Annotated in this window: 18 protein-coding genes; 7 read left to right on the top strand and 11 right to left on the bottom strand. The window is 72.3% G+C overall.

The genetic code is table 11. The features are described 5' to 3' along the window. Nucleotides 1-92 precede the first annotated feature (92 nt). On the top strand, nucleotides 93-377 hold the full coding sequence (locus ACZ6X9_RS13390) for a hypothetical protein (protein ID WP_469778120.1): 285 nt from the start codon (nucleotides 93-95) through the stop codon (nucleotides 375-377). Nucleotides 378-485: 108 nt separating this feature from the next. Here the strand turns inward: ACZ6X9_RS13390 and ddaH are convergent, their stop codons facing one another. Together ddaH and ACZ6X9_RS13380 are read right to left on the bottom strand one after the other, a co-directional pair. Next, nucleotides 486-1,310 carry a dimethylargininase gene (gene ddaH / locus ACZ6X9_RS13385; RefSeq protein WP_469778119.1) on the bottom strand — a complete coding sequence of 275 codons (825 nt, stop codon included), beginning with the start codon at nucleotides 1,308-1,310 and terminating at the stop codon, nucleotides 486-488. Nucleotides 1,311-1,423: 113 nt separating this feature from the next. Next, the gene (locus tag ACZ6X9_RS13380; protein ID WP_469778118.1) at nucleotides 1,424-1,600 is read right to left on the bottom strand and encodes a DUF6243 family protein; all 177 of its coding nucleotides are present in this window, start codon (nucleotides 1,598-1,600) and stop codon (nucleotides 1,424-1,426) included. Nucleotides 1,601-1,742: 142 nt separating this feature from the next. Here ACZ6X9_RS13380 and ACZ6X9_RS13375 point away from each other — a divergent pair, with 142 nt between their 5' ends. Beyond that, a complete protein-coding gene (locus ACZ6X9_RS13375) occupies nucleotides 1,743-2,348 on the top strand; it encodes a TetR/AcrR family transcriptional regulator (protein ID WP_469778117.1) in 606 nt (201 codons plus the stop codon). A 141-nt stretch (nucleotides 2,349-2,489) separates the two neighbouring features. Further along, the gene (locus ACZ6X9_RS13370; RefSeq protein ID WP_469778116.1) at nucleotides 2,490-3,221 is read left to right on the top strand and encodes a bifunctional DNA primase/polymerase; all 732 of its coding nucleotides are present in this window, start codon (nucleotides 2,490-2,492) and stop codon (nucleotides 3,219-3,221) included. A gap of 110 nt (nucleotides 3,222-3,331) precedes the next feature. Here the strand turns inward: ACZ6X9_RS13370 and ACZ6X9_RS13365 are convergent, their stop codons facing one another. From ACZ6X9_RS13365 to ACZ6X9_RS13335, 7 genes are all read right to left on the bottom strand, one after another. Then, nucleotides 3,332-4,336, bottom strand: coding sequence for an SCO2278 family lipoprotein (locus ACZ6X9_RS13365; protein WP_469778115.1), 1,005 nt, complete (start codon nucleotides 4,334-4,336; stop codon nucleotides 3,332-3,334). Further along, nucleotides 4,287-5,315, bottom strand: a complete 1,029-nt coding sequence (efeU, locus tag ACZ6X9_RS13360; protein ID WP_469778114.1) for an iron uptake transporter permease EfeU — start codon at nucleotides 5,313-5,315, stop codon at nucleotides 4,287-4,289. The genes ACZ6X9_RS13365 and efeU overlap by 50 nt, the downstream gene beginning before the upstream one ends. 27 nt (nucleotides 5,316-5,342) lie before the next feature. Beyond that, complete coding sequence (gene efeB / locus ACZ6X9_RS13355) at nucleotides 5,343-6,785, bottom strand: iron uptake transporter deferrochelatase/peroxidase subunit (RefSeq protein ID WP_469778113.1); 1,443 nt, start codon at nucleotides 6,783-6,785, stop codon at nucleotides 5,343-5,345. A gap of 14 nt (nucleotides 6,786-6,799) precedes the next feature. Further along, nucleotides 6,800-7,936, bottom strand: a complete 1,137-nt coding sequence (gene efeO, locus ACZ6X9_RS13350) for an iron uptake system protein EfeO (RefSeq protein ID WP_469778112.1) — start codon at nucleotides 7,934-7,936, stop codon at nucleotides 6,800-6,802. Nucleotides 7,937-8,336: 400 nt separating this feature from the next. Further along, a complete protein-coding gene (locus ACZ6X9_RS13345; protein WP_469778111.1) occupies nucleotides 8,337-9,260 on the bottom strand; it encodes a heme ABC transporter ATP-binding protein in 924 nt (307 codons plus the stop codon). Next, nucleotides 9,257-10,357: a FecCD family ABC transporter permease gene (locus ACZ6X9_RS13340; RefSeq protein ID WP_469778110.1), complete on the bottom strand. Its 1,101-nt coding sequence runs from the start codon at nucleotides 10,355-10,357 to the stop codon at nucleotides 9,257-9,259. Before ACZ6X9_RS13340 ends, ACZ6X9_RS13345 begins: the two co-directional genes overlap by 4 nt. A 77-nt stretch (nucleotides 10,358-10,434) precedes the next feature. Continuing rightward, nucleotides 10,435-11,649: a heme/hemin ABC transporter substrate-binding protein gene (locus ACZ6X9_RS13335; protein ID WP_469778109.1), complete on the bottom strand. Its 1,215-nt coding sequence runs from the start codon at nucleotides 11,647-11,649 to the stop codon at nucleotides 10,435-10,437. Between the two features lie 587 nt (nucleotides 11,650-12,236). On the opposite strand from ACZ6X9_RS13335, the gene ACZ6X9_RS13330 reads away from it, so the two are divergent. The 3 genes from ACZ6X9_RS13330 to ACZ6X9_RS13320 all read left to right on the top strand — a co-directional run bounded on the left by ACZ6X9_RS13330 (nucleotide 12,237) and on the right by ACZ6X9_RS13320 (nucleotide 16,456). Next, a complete protein-coding gene (locus ACZ6X9_RS13330) occupies nucleotides 12,237-14,336 on the top strand; it encodes an HtaA domain-containing protein (protein WP_469778108.1) in 2,100 nt (699 codons plus the stop codon). A 175-nt stretch (nucleotides 14,337-14,511) separates the two neighbouring features. After that, a complete protein-coding gene (gene nadE, locus ACZ6X9_RS13325; protein ID WP_469778107.1) occupies nucleotides 14,512-15,342 on the top strand; it encodes an ammonia-dependent NAD(+) synthetase in 831 nt (276 codons plus the stop codon). A 760-nt stretch (nucleotides 15,343-16,102) separates the two neighbouring features. Beyond that, complete coding sequence (locus tag ACZ6X9_RS13320) at nucleotides 16,103-16,456, top strand: beta/gamma crystallin domain-containing protein (RefSeq protein WP_469778106.1); 354 nt, start codon at nucleotides 16,103-16,105, stop codon at nucleotides 16,454-16,456. A gap of 210 nt (nucleotides 16,457-16,666) precedes the next feature. Here ACZ6X9_RS13320 and ACZ6X9_RS13315 read toward each other — a convergent pair whose 3' ends face one another. Then, nucleotides 16,667-17,059 carry a winged helix-turn-helix transcriptional regulator gene (locus tag ACZ6X9_RS13315; protein WP_469778105.1) on the bottom strand — a complete coding sequence of 131 codons (393 nt, stop codon included), beginning with the start codon at nucleotides 17,057-17,059 and terminating at the stop codon, nucleotides 16,667-16,669. Nucleotides 17,060-17,233: 174 nt separating this feature from the next. Here ACZ6X9_RS13315 and ACZ6X9_RS13310 point away from each other — a divergent pair, with 174 nt between their 5' ends. Continuing rightward, on the top strand, nucleotides 17,234-17,593 hold the full coding sequence (locus tag ACZ6X9_RS13310; protein WP_469778104.1) for a YybH family protein: 360 nt from the start codon (nucleotides 17,234-17,236) through the stop codon (nucleotides 17,591-17,593). Between the two features lie 240 nt (nucleotides 17,594-17,833). Here the strand turns inward: ACZ6X9_RS13310 and ACZ6X9_RS13305 are convergent, their stop codons facing one another. Next, nucleotides 17,834-18,559: a DUF4232 domain-containing protein gene (locus ACZ6X9_RS13305; protein WP_469778103.1), complete on the bottom strand. Its 726-nt coding sequence runs from the start codon at nucleotides 18,557-18,559 to the stop codon at nucleotides 17,834-17,836. Nucleotides 18,560-18,782: the final 223 nt, after the last annotated feature.

The raw sequence follows: 18,782 nt of genomic DNA, 5'->3' as shown, positions 1-18,782 counted from the left end.
CGCTGTCGCGCGGGGTAGAGCCCGTGCATGAGGCGGCGACAGGAACGGACCGACGTTCACGAAGGGCGCGCGGCCCCGGGCGGGGGCCGGCCGTGCTGATCGTCCTGGTGGTCTTCCTGTTCTGGTTCGCCGTGGCGGCGGCCTGGGCGGTACCGCCACTGCTCGTCGCCCGGAGCCGACGCTGGGGGCTCGTCGTGTGCCCCCTGCATCTGCTGGCTTTCCCGGTGCTGCCGTGGATCCTCGAACACCGTTATGCCATCCCCTTTCGGGAGGGAACGGGCTTCGCGATACCGGGGGCCATCGTCTCCGTGGTCCGCCTGATCGTCGAACTCACCGGTGCTCATGGCAGCGGCGCGGGCCGTGAGGAGGAAGGGTGACGGAGGACCGGGCGGGCTGGGCCGCCCCGAGCCGCACCCCCGCGAGACGTCGAATGATCCCACCGGGCGGGCCGGGCCCGAAGCCCGGGTCGGACCGCCCGGTGTGTTTCACCGCAGTTCCTGCGTGCAGCACTTCACGCTGCCGCCGCCCTTCAGCAGTTCGCCCAGGTCGATGCCGATCGGCTCGAAGCCGCGTTCCCGCAGGGGGCCGAAGAGGCCGACGGCCGCCTGGGGGAGGAGGACGTGGCGGCCGTCGCTGACCGCGTTGAGGCCGAGGGCCGCCGCGTCCTCCTCGGTGGCGATCAGGGCGTCCGGGAAGAGGCGTTCCAGGACGGCCCGGCTGCCGGGGGAGAAGGCGCCGGGGTAGTACATGATCTCGTCGGTGGTCGCGTCGAGGACGCACAGGGCCGTGTCGAGGTGGTAGTAGCGGGGGTCGATCAGGTCCAGGCCGATGACGGGCCGGCCGAAGAACTCCTGGGCCTCGGGGTGGGACAGCGGGCTGCTGCGGAAGCCCCGGCCGGCGAGCAGCCAGGAGTCGGTGACGGCGAAGTCGCCCTCGCCCTCGTTGATGTGCTCGGGTTCGCGGACCACGGAGTAGCCGTGCGACCGGAACCATTCCACGTGCACGGCCGCCTCGTCGGCGCGCTGGGGGTGGGCGAAGCGGGCGCCCAGGACGCGGCCCTCGACGACGGTGGCGCCGTTCGCCGCGTACACCATGTCGGGCAGGTCCGGGCGGGGTTCGAGCTCCTCCACCGTGTGGCCGAGGGCGCGGTAGCGGTCGCGGAGGGTTTCCCACTGCGTGAGGGCGAGCGGCAGATCGACCGGCTTGGCCGGGTCCATCCACGGGTTGATCGAGTAGGTGACCTTGAAGTGGGCGGGCGGGCACATCAGATAACGGCGGGGACTCGCCGCCCGTGGTGCTGCGGTACGCAAGTCGCGCTCCTCACGGTGGTGTTGGGCACGTACGCGACGAGCGTACGTGCCCAAATCGTCCTCGCTGGGCGGCGTTCGCGCATGAACCGTACGGGTGGTTTACGCACGGCCCGTCACGCCCCGGTGGTACCGCCCCGTCCTTCCCGCAACGCGCGCAGCAGTTCCCGTTTCGCGGCGAGGGGGTCGGCGCCCCGGCCGGCCCCGCCGGACGAGGCGCCGCGCAGCGCCTTGCGCGAGAGGTTGCTGCGGGTCCCGCCCACGCCGAGCATCCTGCCGTTTCCCCGGGTCATGGGGGCTCCTTCCGTCGGTTCGTCATCTGTCTGCAACGAGACGTCTCGTCTCGCGACCTCGTTATTACGCCACGTCACCCCTCGCCCCGTCAACCCCAATGAGACGAAACGTCTCGCCTCACTTGCCGCTACCCTGGCACGCATGGCCACTACCAAGACCCCGCCCGACGCCAACCGCCGCAGCGAGCGTTCCCGTCGCGCGATCCTGGAAGCCGCCCTCGAACTCACCGGCGAGACCGGCTACCAGCGGCTCACCATCGAGGCCATCGCCGCCCGGGCCGGCGTCGGCAAGCAGACCATCTACCGCTGGTGGCCGTCCAAGGCCGCCGTCCTCCTGGACGCCTTCGTCGCCCTCGGCGAGGAGGCCGCCGAGGGGCAGCACGAACTCCCCGACACGGGAGACCTGGAAGCCGACCTCAAGCTCGTCCTCCGCGCCACCGTCGACGAGCTCAACAGTCCCCGCTACGAAGCGCCTTCCCGCGCCCTCGCCGCCGAGAGCGTCGTCAACCCCGACCTCTGCGCCCAGTTCACCCGGGCGGTCCTCGAACCGCAGCTCCAGTTGTACGTCGCCCGGCTGACCGCCGCCCAGGAGGCCGGGCAGGTCGACCCGGACGTGGATCCGCGCGTCGCCGTGGACCTGCTCGTCGGCCCGCTCGCCCACCGCTGGATGCTGCGCACCCTGCCGCTCACCCACTCCTACGCCGACACCGTCGTCGAGATCACCCTGCGGGGGCTCACCCCGCGCTGAACCCCGCCGCCGCCCCGCTCCCCACGGCCGTCCGGCCGCGGGGAGCGGTCCGTGTCACACCCCCGGATGCGCCCGACGGTCACGCCGGGGGCGGGATGGTGGCAGCATTGAGCGGAGACCGCGGTCGAAGTGAGGGGATAGATGGAACGCAAGAGCAGATTCTCCCAGTGGCTGCGCCGCCCCAGGAGCGGAGCGGGCGGCGATACGGGTGCGGGGGCGGCCACCGGCGCCGCCCGCGAGGAACTGCTCCTGGCCGCGGCCGCCGCCGGGTTCCCCCTGGCCCCGGCCGCCCACCCCTCCGGTTACGGGTGTTCGTGCGAACGCATCGGCTGTCCCACTCCGGGGCGGCATCCCGTCTCCTTCGCCTGGCAGACCCTCGCCACCACCGACCCGGAGAAGGTCACCAAATGGCTGCGGGCCCAGCCCGAGGCCAACTTCGTCACCGCCACCGGCATGGCCCACGACGTCCTGGACGTCCCCGCCGAGGCCGGCCGCAAGGCGCTCGACCGGCTCACGGCCGCCGGCGTCGAGGTGGGCCCGGTGGCCACCGTCGCCCCCGACCGCATGCTCTTCTTCACCGCCACCCGCGGCACCCCGGACGACGAGGACGAGTGGTGGCCCTGCGAGCTCGACTGCCACCCCGAGACCCTCGACGAACACCCCGGGCTGCGCTGGCACTGCCGCGGCAGCTACGTCCTCCTGCCGCCGTCCCGGCTGCCCGGCGACGACGCGTACGTGGCCTGGCTGCTGGGGCCGGAGCGGCCGCTGCCGGATCCGCTGACGCTGCTGGAGACGCTGACGGACGCGTGCGCGCAGTACGCGGGGGACCGGCCGGACCACGAGCACCACGCGGCCTGGCCGATGGGGCGCTGAGCGCCGATGAGGCGCTGAGCTTCGATGGAGCGCTGACCGCTGGGGCATCGACCACTGGGGCGCTGAGCGACCGGCGGCCCGCCGCTGCCCGCCCTGTCCACTCGCCCTGTCTACTCGCCCTTCGCGGCGATCAGCGACTCGATCCGGTTCAGGAACGTCACCCGCGCCCCGGCCGTGCCCTTCCCTGCCGCTTCCTTGCTCCCCGCCGCTCCCTTGTTCCCCGGGACCCCCTTGCTCCCTGGGGCTCCCTCGCGTTCCGCCGCGGGCATCCCCGCCGCCGGCACCCGTACCGCCGACTCCGACACCCGCGTGAACGTGATCGCCGTCGTGAGCCGCCCGGTCAGCAGGGACTTCGTCCGCTGGTCGGTGACGGCGGGGCGGACGCCCTTGGCCATGGTCCGCTTCTCGCGGTGGTGGGCGGTGAAGAAGACGACGGCGCCGCCGTCGGTGGTGCGCAGGGCGAGCGGGGGATAGCCGGGCGCCTTCTCGGGGGTGTCGATCCAGTCGGTCCAGAAGGTGGGGGTGCGCGCGAGCTTGGCGCGGTCGGCCCGCAACTGGGTGGTGGCGAGATCGGGGGCGAAGACGTCGCCCTTGCCGGTGCGCAGGAATCCGGTGTACGCGCCGCTGACCGCGTCGGGGTCCAGCGCCAGCCCGGACGGCCCGCCGGCCCGCGCCGGCACGGCCTCGGCCCAGCCGTCCCGGTCCGTCGTGAACGCCGGGACCGTGCCCGGCGCGTGCAGCGTCAGGTAGGCGGCCTTCCACGGCTCCTTGGCGCCGTCGCGGGTGAACACCACCAGCCACCGGTTGGCGTCCCGGTTGCTGAGGGTGTCGGCGACGAAGAACCGGGGCCAGCCGGCCGCCTTGGGGATGGCGAACCGGGCGTCGCGCAGCTCCAGCGCCGGGTAGCCCGGGTTGCCCTTGGGCAGCAGCTTGCGCTGCGCCGTCACGTCGGCGCGGCCGATCTCGGCGAGGGCGCCGGTCTCGACCCGGTCCACGAGGGCCGGGTCGAGGGCCCGGTACGCCTTGGTGTAGCCGGCGGTGAAGCCGTCGAGGACCTTGGCGGCCTCAGCCTTGTCCACCGCCGGGACGATCTCCCGCTCGCCGTGCACCGTCACGCACCCGGTCGTCAGCAGCGCGGGCAGCAGGAGCGGCAGGAGCGGCAGGACCCGACGGGCCGGCCGCGGCAGGAGCCGCGGAAGACGCGGGCGCGTCCGACGTCGCATCGGCCTTGGACTCCTCGGTGGCGGCGCCGCCTGCGGCGGCTGCGGTGGCGGCTCGGGACGGCGCCACCCTACCGGGGCCGCTCGGCCGGAAGAACAGCACCAGGGTCGGCACCAGGTACAGCGCCCACACCCACACCTGCAGCTTCGTCGGGTCCGGCTGGAAGTTGAAGACGCCCTTCAGCAGCGTCCCGTACCAACTGTCGGCCGGCACCTGATCGCTGATGTCGAACGCCGTGGCGTGCAGCCCCGGCAGGACGTCGGCCTCCTGGAGGTCGTGGAAGCCGTACGCGAGCACGCCCGCCGCCACCACGATCAGCATCGCGCCGGTCCAGGTGAAGAACTTCGCCAGGTTGATCTTCAGGGCGCCGCGGTAGAACAGCCAGCCCAGCAGCACCGCGGTGAGCAGCCCGAGCAGCGCGCCGACCAGCGGCCGTACCCCGTCGTCGGTGGCCTGCACCGCCGTCCAGATGAACAGCGCGGTCTCCAGCCCCTCCCGGCCCACGGCCAGGAACGCCGTCACCACCAGCGCGGTGGTGCCCATCGCCAGCGCCGCGTCCAGCTTGCCGTGCAGCTCACGCTTCAGGTGCCGCGCGGTGCGCCGCATCCAGAAGACCATCCACGTCACCAGGCCCACGGCGATGACGGACAGCGAGCCGCCCAGCATCTCCTGCGCCTCGAACGTCATGGTCTGCGAGCCGTACTGGAGCACGGCCCCGAAGCCCATGCTGAGCAGCACGGCCGCGGCGATGCCGAGCCAGACCGGCCGCAGGGCGTCCCTGCGGCCGCTCTTGACCAGGTAGGCGACGAGGATGCAGACGACCAGGCTGGCCTCCAGCCCCTCGCGCAGGCCGATCAGGTAGTTGCCGAACACGCGGCGCCTCCTTCGTGTGCGGGGCCGTCAGCCGAACAGCGCCCGGCCCCACCAGTCGTCCTTGTCGCGGACGCCCGGCGGGACGGCGAAGACGGCCGAACCCACGTGCTGGATGTACTCGTTGAGGGCGTCCGAACGCGACAGCCGGGTCTGGATCGGCACGAAGCCGTCCCGGACGTCGCGCTGGTAGGCGATGAAGAACAGCCCGGCGTCGAGCCGGCCCAGGCCGTCGGTGCCGTCCGTGAAGGAGTAGCCGCGGCGCAGGATCGTCGCCCCCGCGTTGCTGTCGGGGTGGGCGAGGCGGACGTGCGCGTCCGGCTTCATCACCCGGAGGTTGGGCTCCTCGCGTTCCTTGCGCTTGCCGAGAGGCGCGCCCTCGGCCTTGTCGCGGCCGAAGACGTCCTCCTGCTCCTTCAGCGAGGTCCGGTCCCAGGTCTCGATGTGCATGCGGATGCGCCGGGCGACGAGGTACGAGCCGCCGGTCATCCAGTCGGGACCGTCCTTCTCGCCCACCCACACGAACTTGTCGAGCCGGTCGGTCTCGGTGCCCGCGATGTTCCGGGTGCCGTCCTTGAAGCCCATCATGTTGCGCGGCGTCATGGCGTCGGGGGTGGTCGACGAGGTCTTGCCGAAGCCGAGCTGCGACCAGCGGATCGCCACCCGGCCCATGCCGATGCGGGCGAGGTTGCGGATCGCGTGCACCGCGACCTGCGGGTCGTCCGCGCAGGCCTGGACGCACAGGTCGCCGCCGCTGCGGGCCGGGTCCAGATTGTCGCCGGGGAAGGCCGGCAGGTCGATCAGGGCCTTGGGGCGGCGGCCCTTGAGGCCGAACCGGTCCTTGCCGTCCTTCTCGAAGAGGGTGGGCCCGACGCCGAACGTGAGCGTCAGCCGGGACGGCTTGAGGCCCAGGGCCTCGCCGGTGTCGTCCGGCGGCAGCTCGTCGTTCTCGCTGATGGCGCCCTCGCCGACCTCGTGGCCCGCGGTCATCCGGGCGGCGGCGGCCGTCCACTCCTTCAGCAGCTTGATCAACTGCTCGCGGTCGTCGGTGCGCACGTCGAAGGCGGCGAAGTGCAGCCGGTCCTGGACGGGCGTGGCGATACCGGCCTGGTGGGCGCCGAAGAAGGGCACGGCGTCGCCCTCGTCGGCGGCGGACGCGGTGTCGTCGTCGCCGAGGCGCAGGGCCGCGGCCGTGCCGCCGGCCGCGGCGGCGCCGAACGCCAGCCCGGCGCCGCCCCAGCCGAGCAGGGTGCGACGGGAAGGCTGCCGGCCGGTGCTCCTGGCGTCGGTCCTGGCCTCGGCCTCGGCCTCGCCCGCGGCCTTGGCGTCGGGCTTCGCGCCCGCCGCTGCCGCCGCCGTGTCCGTCTTCGCGTCCGGCTTCGCGGCCGTTTTCGCGTCCGCCGTCGTCTCCGTCTTCGCGCCCGCCGGTTCCTCGGAGTGGTCGCCGGCCGTGGTGTCGATCGCGTCGGTCATTCGTCGGCCCCCGGTTACTTCGCGACCGCGCCGGCGAGCTTGGACAGCGGCTCGGCGAGGGCGTTGACGGCGTCCGACAGCTTCTTGCGGTCGTCCTTGCCGACGGTGTCGTACGCCTTGAAGGAGTCGCCGTCGCGGTAGTCGCCCAGCAGCTTCTTCAGGTCCGCGAACTGCTTGTCGAGCTCCTTGGCCAGCGCCGCGTCGTTCTTGGCCGCGACGGGCTTGAGCAGCTCGTAGGACTTCTCGGCGCCCTCCACGTTGGCCTGGAAGTCGTCCAGGTCGGTGTGGCTGTAGCGCTCCTCCTCGCCGGTGACCTTGCCGGTGGCCACCTCGTCGAGGAGTTCCTTGGCGCCGTTGGCCATGCTGGTGGCGGTGATGTCGGCCTTGCCGACCCGCTTCTGCCAGTCGGCGAGGTCGTTCATCAACCGGTCGGCGAGGGCCTTGTCCTCGTCAGTGATCTTCTTGCCGTCCCAGAGCGACTTCTCCAGCTTGTGCCAGCCGGTCCACTTCTGGTCCTTCTCCAGACCGTCCTCGCGGACGTCGACCTTGGGGTCGATGTCACCGAAGGACTCGGCGACGGGCTCGGTCCGCTCCCAGCCGAGACGGGACGGGGCGTACGCCTTCTTCGCCTCGTCGAGGTCGCCCTTCTTGACGGCGTCGGCGAACTTCCGCGCGAGCGGAATGGTCGCGTCGGCCTGCTCCTGGACGTACTTGCGGTACTCCGCGACGGCCTTGTCGAGCGCCGGGTCGGTCTTCTTCTCCTTGCCGTCGCCGCCGGTGACGGTGATCTTCTGACGGATTCCGTCGCCCTTCATCCCCGGCTTGCAGGCGATTTCGTAGCCGCCGGCCTTCTTGATCGTCGCGGTGATCTCGGCCTTGGTGCCCGGGCCGATGTTCTCCCGCTCGGTGACGATCCGGTCGTCCGCGGCGTAGACGTAGACCTCGGTGACCTTGGAGCCCTTGTTCTTGATGTCGATCTTCACGTCCCCGGCGGGGAACGAGGTCTTCGAGACCTCGCACTTGTCGTCGGAGGCGGTCACCCGTATCGCGTCGGAATCACCGGCGTCCGACTTCTCTGCGCAGCCGGACACGACGGCCAGGGCCGCCGCCGCGGCGACGACGGTGACAGCGGAGGAGCGAAGGGCTCGCATAGGGGCTCCAGGCGTGCTCGGAAGGCGGAATACCTGCTCTTTCATCACATCTCCGTCACAAAGGGAGTCGATGTGGCTGAAAAAGCACCTCTAATAAGGCCGACCTAACTTATCTGAGCCTTGCCTGAGTCGTTCCCCAAAGTGCACGTGATCCTGCTCTCATGCGGCAAAATCTCGCCCCAGCCGCCTTCTTGATCACTTCCGTCCGTGGCGTCACTCCCGTTGCGGGTCGCGTCACTTCCGCTACGGGTCGCGTCACCCCCGCTACGGCCCGGGGTGGTGGGCGGCCGTGAACTCCCGCGCAATGCGCCGCCCTTCGCACACCCTGCACCACCGGTCTCCGGCGCGTCGCCAAGTCCGTGGCGATTAGCCCCTTCTACCGCAAACTGCCGCATTCGCCTCAAACCTTCCCGTCCCGCACCGGTGTCACCAACGGCTCCCCGCTGACCGGATGCCGGAACACCTCCACCGGGTGCGCGTAGACCCGGCCGAGCAGCGCCGGGTCGAAGACCTCGGCGGGCGGCCCGTCCGCCGCCGTCCGCCCGTCGTGCAGCACCACCACACGGTCCGCGTACGCCCCGGCCAGCCCCAGATCGTGCAGGACGACCACCACCGCGTCGCCGGCCGCGGCCCGCCGGCGGCAGACGCGGAGCACCAGTTCCTGGTGGCGCAGGTCCAGCGCGGCCGTCGGCTCGTCGAGCAGCAGCAGCCGGGCGCGCTGCGCCAGCACCCGGGCCAGCGCGACCCGGGCCCGTTCCCCGCCGGAGAGGGCGGTGAACGGGCGGGGGGCGAATCCGGCCACTTCGGTCAGGTCCATGGCCTCCCGCACGGCGTCGTCGTCCTCGTCCTCCGCCGGGGTCCCGGCCCAGGGTGCGCGGCCCATCCGGACCACGTCCTCGACGGTGAACGGGAACGACAGCTCCGCCGACTGCGGCAGCACGGCCCGCCGCAGGGCCAGTTCCCGCGCGGTCCAGCCGCCCGCCGCCCGTCCGTCCACCCGCACCTCGCCGCCCTCGGCCGGCAGGTCATGGGCCAGCGCCGCGAGCAGCGTGGACTTCCCGGCGCCGTTGGGGCCCACCAGCGCGACCACCTCCCCGGCGCCGACGGACAGGTCGACGCCGTCCACCACCGTCCGCCCGCCCAGCCGCACCCGCAGCGCACGGGCTTCGGCGAGAGGTGTGCCGAGGGGAGCGGGGGAGGGGAGGGCGCGGATGCGGCGCGGGAGACGTGAGAGGCGCGAAAGGGACGAGAGGTGGGGGAGGCGCGAGAAGCGCGAGGGGAGAGCCTGGAGGGGCGAGCGACGTCCGTCCGTCCCCGAGGTCATGCCCACCCCCCTTGCCGCCGCCGGGTCCTGCGCAGCAGCCAGAAGAAGAACGGGCTGCCGATCAGCGCCGTCAGCACACCGAGCGGCAGCTCGGCGGGGCGCGCCACGGTCCGGGCCGCCAGGTCCGCCGCCACCAGCACCAGCGCCCCGCCCAGCGCGCTCCCCGGAATCAGGAAGCGGTGCCCCGGCCCGGCGGCCATCCGCAGCAGGTGCGGCACCAGCAGCCCGACGAACGAGATGACGCCGGACACCGCGACCGCCGCGGCCGTCAGCAGCGCCACCACCAGGATCAGCACCAGGCGCAGCCGCTCCACGTCCACGCCCAGGTGGCGCGCCGGGCGCTCGCCGAGGGACAGCAGGTCGAGGCGGCGCGCGAACAGCGGCGCCGTCGCCAGCCCGGCCAGCGCGCACGGCAGGACGGCGAGCACCTTCGGCCAGGTCGCCTGGGCCAGGGAGCCCAGTTGCCAGAAGGCGATCTGGGAGACCTGCGCGTTGTCCGCGACGAAGATGCCCAGGCCGATCAGCGCGCCCGTGAGCGCGTTCATCGCGATGCCCGTCAGCAACAGGGTCACCACCTCCGCCCGGCCGCCCGAGCGCGACAGCGCGTAGACGATCAGAACGGTGACGAGACCGCTGAAGAACGCGCAGCCGGTGACCGTCCAGGTGCCGAACACGGTCAGATCCAGGGCGATGGCCGCCACCGCGCCGACGGCCGAGCCCATCGAGACGCCGATGACGGCCGGTTCGGCCAGCGGATTGCCGAACAGGCCCTGCATCAGTGCGCCCGCACAGCCCAGGGACGCCCCGACGAGCAGGGCCAGCACGACGCGCGGCAACCGGACGTTCCACAGCACGCTCTCGGCGACGCGATCCAGTTCGGCACCGCCGAGCCCCGCGCGGTGCAGCAGCGAGCCGATGACGTCGCCGAGCGGGATGTCGTAGGCGCCGAGCCCCGCCGAGGCCAGACAGGCGAGGACCAGGGCGCCGGCCATCCCGCAGGCCAGCAGGGCGGCGACCCGGCGGCGGCGGACGGGGACGCGCGCCGCGTCCGCCCCCGTCGGCTCGTCCGTCCCCGCCGGCTTCTCCGGCCCGTCCACCCCGGGCGTCCTGGGTGTCCCGGGTGTCCTGGGCGTTTCGGGCGTCCCGGGCGTTCCGCGTGTGGGGGTCGTACCGGTCACCTGCCGTTCCGGTGGAACTGGTCGGCCAGCGAGGCGAGGACGCGGCCGGTGCGGGGGCCGTAGCTGAGCAGTTCGCCGTCGCCGACGGAGGCCACCCGGCGGTCCATGCCGGCCGGCGTCTGCGCGACACCCGGCACTTTCAGCAGGCCGTCCACGCCGCCGACCGAGGCCAGTCCGCCGGTCATCACGAGGATCACGTCCGGCGCGGCCTTGGCGAGCGCCTCGCTGGTGAGCGGGGTGAAGTCCTTCCGCAGCCCCGACGCGGCACCCGCGTCCACCCCGCCGGCCGCCTCGATCAGGGACGGAGCGCCGGACTCCGCCCCGCCGATCAGGTAGACGGAGGACGCGCCGCGCAGGTAGAGGAAGGCGACCCGCGGCTTCTTCCCGTCCTTCGGCGCGGCCTTCCGGGCCTTTTCGACGTCCTGTTCCGTCCGTTCGCGCAGCCGTTTCCCGGCGTCGGGGACGCCGAGCGCGGCGGCCACCGTCTCGATGCGCGGGCCGACGTCGGACAGCTTCTTCGGCGTGGGCAGGACGAGCACCGGGACACCGGCGGAACGGATCTGGTCCAGGGCCTCGGCGGGGCTGACGAAGGTGTCCGCGAGGACGACGGTCGGCTTGAGGGAGAGCACGCTCTCCGCCGAGACGTCGTGGCCGCGGGTGACGACGGGCAGCTTCCGCGCCTGCTCGAACGTCGTGGCGACGTCCCGGCCGACGGCGTGGTCGCCGAGCCCGAGGGTGAAGACGACCTCGGAGAGGGAACCGGTCAGCGGCACGATCCGGTCGGCGCTCCGGACGGTGACTTCGCGGCCGTCCGCCGAGCGGGCGGTGGCCGGGAGCCGTGGCGCCGGGGGCTTGCCGGGGAGCGGATCCACGCGGTCGGCGGCCCCTGCCTGCCGCGAACCACCGGACGCGCCGGGGGACGAGCCGCCGGACGAGCCGGGGGACGCGGCGCCTGAGGTGCTCCCGCTCGTCGGGGCGGCATGTGACGGGCCGTCATCCGACGTGTCGTCGCTTCCGCACGCCGTCAGGGAGAGGGAGAGGAGGGCCAGGACGATCAGCGTGCCGAGGGTGCCGGCGCGGGGCCGGGACGGCTTGCGTGGCCGGGCCGGCTTGTCTGACCGCGGCGCTTTGTCCGGCCGGGCCGCCGGTGCGGTGGCCGGCGGGGTGGAGGGCGGTGTGAACGGCGCTTCCCGCGCCTGCCGTTGCTGCACGTTCCTGCCTTTCCGTGGAGCCGGACGGGTACGGTCCGTACGTTCCGAGCGGACCTAGCTTAGGTTAGCCTTACCTAATTTGTCACGGTGGGTGCATGGTGATGCACACCCCGGTGGGAAAGGTGCTCGATGCCGCCGCTCACGCTGCCGCCGCCTTGCTCCGGCGCCGCTTCGCCGGCCACGCGGGCGGATGTGCCGGGAGCGTCCTGCCCGGTACGCGCCGAACGAGCCGGGGCGTGCCCCCGCCCGGCACCGCCGTACGCACCCGGCCGCGCCTCCGATCGCCCTACAGGTCTGCCCGTGCGCCACGGGCCGTATGCCTCACCGGGGCGCCGTGGAGCGGCTTGGCGTGTTCCCGGTGGTCGCCGGAGCCGCGCATGGTGTGGGTGGCGACTCGTGTGCCGATCCGCGTGCCGCGTCGGGTGTGCGTCCACGCGGCGGCCGGCGTGACGGCTGGTGTGGCGACGTGTGTGACGGCTCATGTGAGGCCCGAGGGACCCTTTTCCGCTTTCCGTGCATCCAATCGACTGACTACCTTTCATGTGCCGGCAGGCACCGGCCGCACTACCCCTAAGGAGAGTTGACACATGGCCGTAACTCAGAGACGGACGGCGTTCACCGCCGCCGTCGCCACGGCGATCGCCCTCGGGGCCTCCGTGCTCACCCTGCCCGCCCGAGCCGCCGGTGAGGAGCCGGAAGCGGCCGCCAAGCCGCCGACCGGGTTCCAGCTCAAGGACGGCGCCCTCACCTGGGGCATCAAGGAATCCTTCCGCCAGTACGTCACCGGCGACGAGGCCGACGGCACCATCCGGGTCGCCGACGGCGCCGAACAGGCCGATCACAACGGCCCGTTCACCTTTACCGGCGGCAAGGGCAGCTACGACCGCGACAAGCACACCTTCACCACCGCCTTCAAGGGGAGTGTCCGCTTCCTGGGCCACGCCAAGGGAGAGGGGAAGAAGAAGCACTGGCGGCTCGACCTCGAGCTCAGCGACCTGAAGGTGGTCGGCGACGGCGCGAAGGGCCGCGTCACCGCCGATGTCAAGGCCTCCGGCAAGACCCGCGAGGACGTCACCCTCGCCACCCTCGACCTCGCCAAGGGCAAGCCGGCGGCGGAGAGCGGCAAGGACGGCGGCAAGACGGACGGCGGCAAGACGGACGACGGCAAGAAGGGGGATCAGAGCGACGGCAAGCGGAAGAAGGAGGAGGAGAAGGAGGAGAAGGGGAAGAAGGGCGGCGGCAAGGGAGCCGTTCCGTCGCTCGCCAAGGTGCCCGCGACCCTGACGGCCGACGGTGCCAAGGTGTTCGCGTACAAGGGGAAGTCCTTTTTCAAGGCCGGGACGGCGCTCGACCGCGTCTCCCTGTCGGTGAAGCGGGGAGCTCCGCTCCCGGACTCCGGATCCACGCCGATACCCGGCAGGAAGCCGGTCCCCGCGCCCACCAGGACGCCTGCTCCCGAGCCGAAGCCGAAGGAGCCGTCCGAGCCCAAGGGGCCCTCCGAGCCGAAGGAGCCGTCCGGCTCCAAGCAGACGCCCAAGCCGACGCAGCCCCCGACCGCTCCCGCGCCGGAGGAGAAGACGCCGGCGCCTGAGAAGAGCTCCGAGCCGGAGAAGAAGCCGGCGCCGGAGAAGACGTCCGACTCGAAGGAGTCCCCCGCCCCGGAGGAGACCCCGTCGTCCGACCCGAAGCCGGAGGGCGTCGAGGACGGCAAGGTCTCAGACCCGGAGGACGAGTCGTTGATCCCCGAGACGGGTGACCCGAAGGCCGGCGGCCAGGACACCGGTGGTTCCGGCGAGCCCTCCGGGACCACGGGAAGCACGGGGACCACCGGCGGCTCGGAGACCCCCGGGACCACTGGCAGCACCGGCAGCAGCGGAAACCCGTCCGAGTCCCCGAAGCAGTTGACCGCGGACTCCACGGTCTACGACGGCCGCCTGGACTGGGGCGTCAAGGAGTCCTTCCGGAAGGCCGTCACCGGCTCGCCCAACGGCAAGATCGAGGTCTCGGGCGGCGCGGAGCAGCGGGACACCGGCTTCCGCTTCACCAAGGGGAAGGGGACCTACGACGCGGGGAAGGCCTTGGACGTCGAGTTCCAGGGGTCGGTGCGGTTCCTCGCCGACCAGACGGAGAAGGGTTCGAAGACCGACCTCACACTGTCCGGGTTCAAGATCCACGCCAAGGGGACCAAGGGGCAGCTCCTGGCCCACGTCAGCAAGAAGGCGGACGGGAAGTCCAAGATCGACGAGGAGAGGGTGCTGGCCGACCTCACCCTCTTCAACGACTCCCTCCAGCCCGTCAACGGTGTCGTCACGCTGAACATGGTGCAGGCCGCCCTGACGGAGAAGGGCAAGGAGGCCCTCGAGATCCCGAACGTGAGCCTCAACAAGAGTGACGGCCTCGACCCGGTGACCGCCAAGATCGCGGTCAACAAGGACGCCAGGCTCGACGACGACTCCACCGGCACCAACACCGACGGCAGCTCGCCGAGCCCCGGCACGGGAACGAGCGGTACGGGCACCGGCTCCGGCAGCTCGTCGGGCACGGGCAGCGGCACGGACGACTCGCTCGCCCACACCGGCTCCGACACCCCCACCGGCCCGCTGGTCGGCAGCGCCGCGGCGCTGGTCCTCGCGGGCGGGGCGGCGGTCTGGACCGCGCGCCGCAAGTCGGCGAAGCTGGCCGGCTGACCTCGGTCCGCCATCGCCTGCCTCCGCCGGAGGCAGGGCACTCCCGGCCCCCGCTCCCGCCGCCGTACGACGGCGGGAGCGGGGGCCTTCCGCGACCGGTCCGCCGTCCGCCGGCCGCCCGCCCGCTGGGTAGGCTGGCGGGACAGCACCACGCGAACCGCACCAAGGAGCAGACGTGAGCGAGCCGGCGTCCATCGCCCTGCAGCAGGAGATAGCCCGGGAACTCCAGGTCGCCGAGGAGTTCGACGCCGAGCGGGAGATCGAGCGTCGGGTGGCCTTCCTCGCCGAACGGCTGACCTCCACCGGCCTGCGCTCCCTCGTCCTCGGCATCAGCGGAGGCGTCGACTCCACCACCGCCGGCCGGCTCTGCCAGCTCGCGGTCGAGCGGGCCCGGGCCACCGGCCACGAGGCGCACTTCTACGCGATGCGGCTGCCCTACGGCGTCCAGGCCGACGAGCACGACGCCCGGCTCGCCCTCTCCTTCATCCGGGCCGACCACGTGCTGACCGTGGACGTCAAGCCCGCCAGCGACGCCGCGCTGGAGGCCGCCCTCGCCGGCGGCACCCGCTTCCGCGACGCCCACCACCAGGACTTCGTCCACGGCAACATCAAGGCCCGGCAGCGCATGATCGCCCAGTACGCGGTGGCCGGCGCGCACGAGGGCCTGGTCGTCGGCACCGACCACGCCGCCGAGGCGGTCTCGGGCTTCTTCACCAAGTACGGCGACGGCGCCGCCGACCTCGTCCCGCTGACCGGCCTCACCAAGCGCCGGGTCCGCGCCGTCGCCGACGCCCTGGGCGCCCCCGCCGAGCTGGTGTGGAAGACCCCCACGGCCGACCTGGAGACCCTCGCCCCGGGCAAGGCCGACGAGGACGCGCTCGGTGTCACGTACGACGACATCGACGACTTCCTGGAGTGCAAGCCGGTGGACGAGCGGGCCTTCGAGACGATCGTCCGCCGCTACCGCCTCACCGACCACAAGCGCCAACTGCCCATCGCGCCCTGACGGATCACCCGCGCACCGGCTCTCGTCACATCGTCAAAGTCCTGCACGGACCCGGGCGAGGGCCGGAAAGCCTGCCGACCGACCGCGACAAGAACGGCCGGACGTTCCACGAGGCAACGCCGCCTCCGGCCTGCCGACGGCCGTCGTCCCTTCCCTCATCCCCCTGCTCCCGGCCTGCGGGCTGCCGCCCCGAGCCCGGCCGACTCCATGAGGCCTGACGCGGGCACGGCGTCGACGCGGTGCTTGGCGCGGCCCGATGCGTGCGGTCGGCCGCCTCTGGCCGCCGGTCCCGCCGGCCCCGGCCTCCCCGTACCTCCCCCTCCTCCTCCCCCCGCCGACCCGACCCTGCGAAGTACCGGAACGCCGAGGTGTCGAGGGGCGTCGGCAGGGCGGCGAACGGCTCGTCGGCCTCGGTCCGGCGCGTGGCCAGGAGGTGACCCTCCCCGTCGGCTGCGCCGAACTCTCCTGCGCGTTGCGGCACTTGGCCGCCGTCCGGTCCCCGTACGCGGTCATCCCGGTCAACTGCCCCATGGGGTCTCGATCCGGACATCGGAAGGGTGGATTCCAGACAGGGCTCACATGGACGGTTGCTATGTACAGCCGATTCGGGAGACCGTTGTTATGCAAGCGCGAGGCGAAGTGACGCCACCGCTACGACGACGGGCGTCATGAAAACGCCTGCCCAGCGCCCAGCACAAAAAGCAGCCCATAGCGACTGCTCGACTGAACTCCGGTTTCGACATTCGAATGAGGAGAACCAGTGCTGTCGAAAACGAAAAAGTCCGTGACGTCCGTGGCCCTGGCGTTCGCGGCCGCCGCCGCGTTCACCGTGGTCGTCCCGGCCGGCAACGCGTACGCCATCGACCACATCCCCTGCCGCGGCGGGGAGCCCTTCCTGAAGATCTGGTCCCACAGCGGCGGTCGCCAGAGCGTGGACTGCTACGCCAACCGCGGCCGGACCGACTTCGGCGAGTGGTGGGTCGACCGGATCTCCACGGGTAACAACGACCTGATCTACTACGACGCCAACGGCGACTCGGTGAAGATCGAGCGCTGGCACGACATCACTTTCCCGAACCGTCCGCCGAAGGTGAAGTCCATCGAAATTCTCTGACGGGCGGCCGGGGCGGCGAGTCGAGTTCCCGACCGGGGAGCACCGCACCCGGACGGGCCTTTCCGCCGGGTGTCGGTTCCCGCATTCCCGTGCTCGGCGGACGGCTATCGGACTTCCCAAGCCGCCGACGCGCAGTCCCGGCTCGGCGACGCCGGCCACGCCTTTCCGGCGCGGCCGGCGTGGCTCGTTCGGTACCCCTGGCATTCCGGCCTACCGGGCGACGCCCCGGTCCGCCGGCGCCGGCCGGCCGGTCAGCGTGCCAAGCCGCTCCCCGGTGCGGTGCAGTTCGAGGAGCAGAGGACGCAGCGCCTCGCCGGCCGGAGTGAGGCTGTAGCGGGTACGGACGGGGAACCCCGGAAGGTGTTCCCGGGCAATCAGGCCACGCTCGCGGAGGGTGTGCAGGCGGTCGGCGAGCACCTTGGGGCTGATGTCCGGCAGCCGGTCGTGGAGCGCGCCGAACGAGTGCGGGCCGTGCATCAACTCGCGCAGGACGAGGGTGGTCCAGCGGCCGGCGACCGCCGCCAGCGCGATCTCGACCGGACACGTCGCCTCCGGCCGGTTCGTACGCCCGGGCCCCGGCGGCACCAAGTCGGCATCCCACACGCGGCTTTCCGTTTGGTGAGCCACGGCGGGACGGGCTTGGCTGCGGTCATGAGCATCATCGACGTGAATCCCGGACATGGTTCCGACCCTACTGGCGGTCCTGTTGCCGCCCCAGTGGCCCCCGCCGCGTCCGCCGTGTCCGCCGCCTCCCCAGGAAGGCTGACGGGTGAGGTCGTGCGGCATCCCGACGTCTTCGCCGCCGCCTTCAACTCCGGTGACCCGGACGCTCTCGCGCGCGTCTACGACGAGGGAGCCGTGTTCGTCCCCCGCCCCGGCGAGGCGGTCACGGGACCGGAACTGCGCGCCGCCAACGCGTCGTTCCAGGCGCTGGGCGTTCCGATCGAGGTCCGTACGCGCCACGCCTACGTCGCCGACGACATCGCGCTGCTGATCGTCGACTGGGTGATCGACGGTCCGGGCCCCGGGGGCCGTCACGTCCACATCGAGGGGACGGCCACGGACGTCGCCCGGCGCGGCGAGGACGGCCTCTGGCGGTACGTCATCGACAACCCGTTCGGCACGGCGGTCGCGTAGGCGGCGACGCCGCAGTACCGGCCGGTGGGACGGGGTGTGGGGGGCGTGAGGAGGCATGGCGAGGCGCGGGGAGGCGCGGCGTGAGGGGGCCCCGGCCGGCGACGGCTGAGCTGGGCCGGACTCTCCCGGCGGACCGGCGGACCGGCGACCCGATCGTCCTCGAAGGACTGCTGCCCCGGCCCGGACCGCGGTTCGCGGACCCAACCTCGCCCGTCGAACGGGAACTCCGGGGCGGGCGGTTCAGCCGCCCTGGCCGGCGCTTCCGATGGGACCGACCTTCACCGGGGAACCGGAACCGTCCGTGACGGGCAGCGTGGCGGCGCCCGGCCACGGGAGGGACACCGTCTTCGTCTCGCCCGGCGGGGTCACCAGCAGCCCGGTGATGCGGACGCCGGAGCCACCGGACTTGTTGACCGGGTAGGTGATGCCGAAGGCCGTCGTCCGGCCGGGGGTGAGGGTGGCCGGGCCGCCCGCCTGGCCACCGCGCTTCGCGGACAGGTCGCCCGCGGTGGTCTTCAGGTCGACGCCCGCGTACCCGGAGATCGTGCAACCATGGGCGCCGCGGTTCTTCAGTTGCACGACGACGGTGCCGTCGGGGTCGCCGTCGATGGTGTCGTCCTTCGCCGTGATCTGCAGGTCCGCGGTACGGCACTTGGCGAGCTTGCCGTTCTCCTGGGAGCCGGACCCGGTGGTCGTGCCCTGCTCGCCGGAGCCCTTCCCGGCGGAACCCTTTCCGCCGGATTCCTTGCCGGGGGAACCCTTGCCGGTGGATCCCTTCCCGCCACCCTGCTCCGAACCGGCCGAGCCGGAACCGCCATCAGAAGAGGACGCGGCGGAAGAGGCGGAGGAGGCGGAAGAGGGTGCGGGGGCGCTCTCGTCCTTGCCGTCGTCGTCGCTCTGACAGGCGGTCAGTGACAGACCTGCGGTGATGGCCAGGGCGGCGAAGGTGAGCTTGCGAACGCGCATGGTGACTGCCTCGAAATCCGTTGGGGTGCCGGCTGCCCGGTAAGGGCCGCTATGAGCGAACCGTTCTGATCAGCAGGATGCCCCCGGCCCGGCGAATCGTTCCTCCCGGCCAACCCCTCTTACATGTCTGTTACATGCCACGCGGATCCACCGCACCGGACCGGGCCGCCGACCGGCCGGGACGACGATCTCGCCACGCCTTCACCTCTGCCCACACCGCCGC

This window comes from Streptomyces sp. NPDC052910 (assembly GCF_055585605.1).
Note: the sequence above shows the minus strand (reverse complement) of the source record. Positions and strands in the feature narration are given on the sequence as shown.

Bases quoted from the DNA above. Each gene is read 5' to 3' on its own strand.
- ACZ6X9_RS13370 (WP_469778116.1), top strand. From the start codon at position 2,490: ATGGAACGCAAGAGCAGATTCTCCCAGTGGCTGCGCCGCCCCAGGAGC.
- ACZ6X9_RS13375 (WP_469778117.1), top strand. From the start codon at position 1,743: ATGGCCACTACCAAGACCCCGCCCGACGCCAACCGCCGCAGCGAGCGT.
- ACZ6X9_RS13380 (WP_469778118.1), bottom strand. From the start codon at position 1,600: ATGACCCGGGGAAACGGCAGGATGCTCGGCGTGGGCGGGACCCGCAGC.
- ACZ6X9_RS13305 (WP_469778103.1), bottom strand. From the start codon at position 18,559: ATGCGCGTTCGCAAGCTCACCTTCGCCGCCCTGGCCATCACCGCAGGT.
- efeB (WP_469778113.1), bottom strand. From the start codon at position 6,785: ATGACCGACGCGATCGACACCACGGCCGGCGACCACTCCGAGGAACCG.
- efeO (WP_469778112.1), bottom strand. From the start codon at position 7,936: ATGCGAGCCCTTCGCTCCTCCGCTGTCACCGTCGTCGCCGCGGCGGCG.
- ACZ6X9_RS13330 (WP_469778108.1), top strand. From the start codon at position 12,237: ATGGCCGTAACTCAGAGACGGACGGCGTTCACCGCCGCCGTCGCCACG.
- ACZ6X9_RS13345 (WP_469778111.1), bottom strand. From the start codon at position 9,260: ATGACCTCGGGGACGGACGGACGTCGCTCGCCCCTCCAGGCTCTCCCC.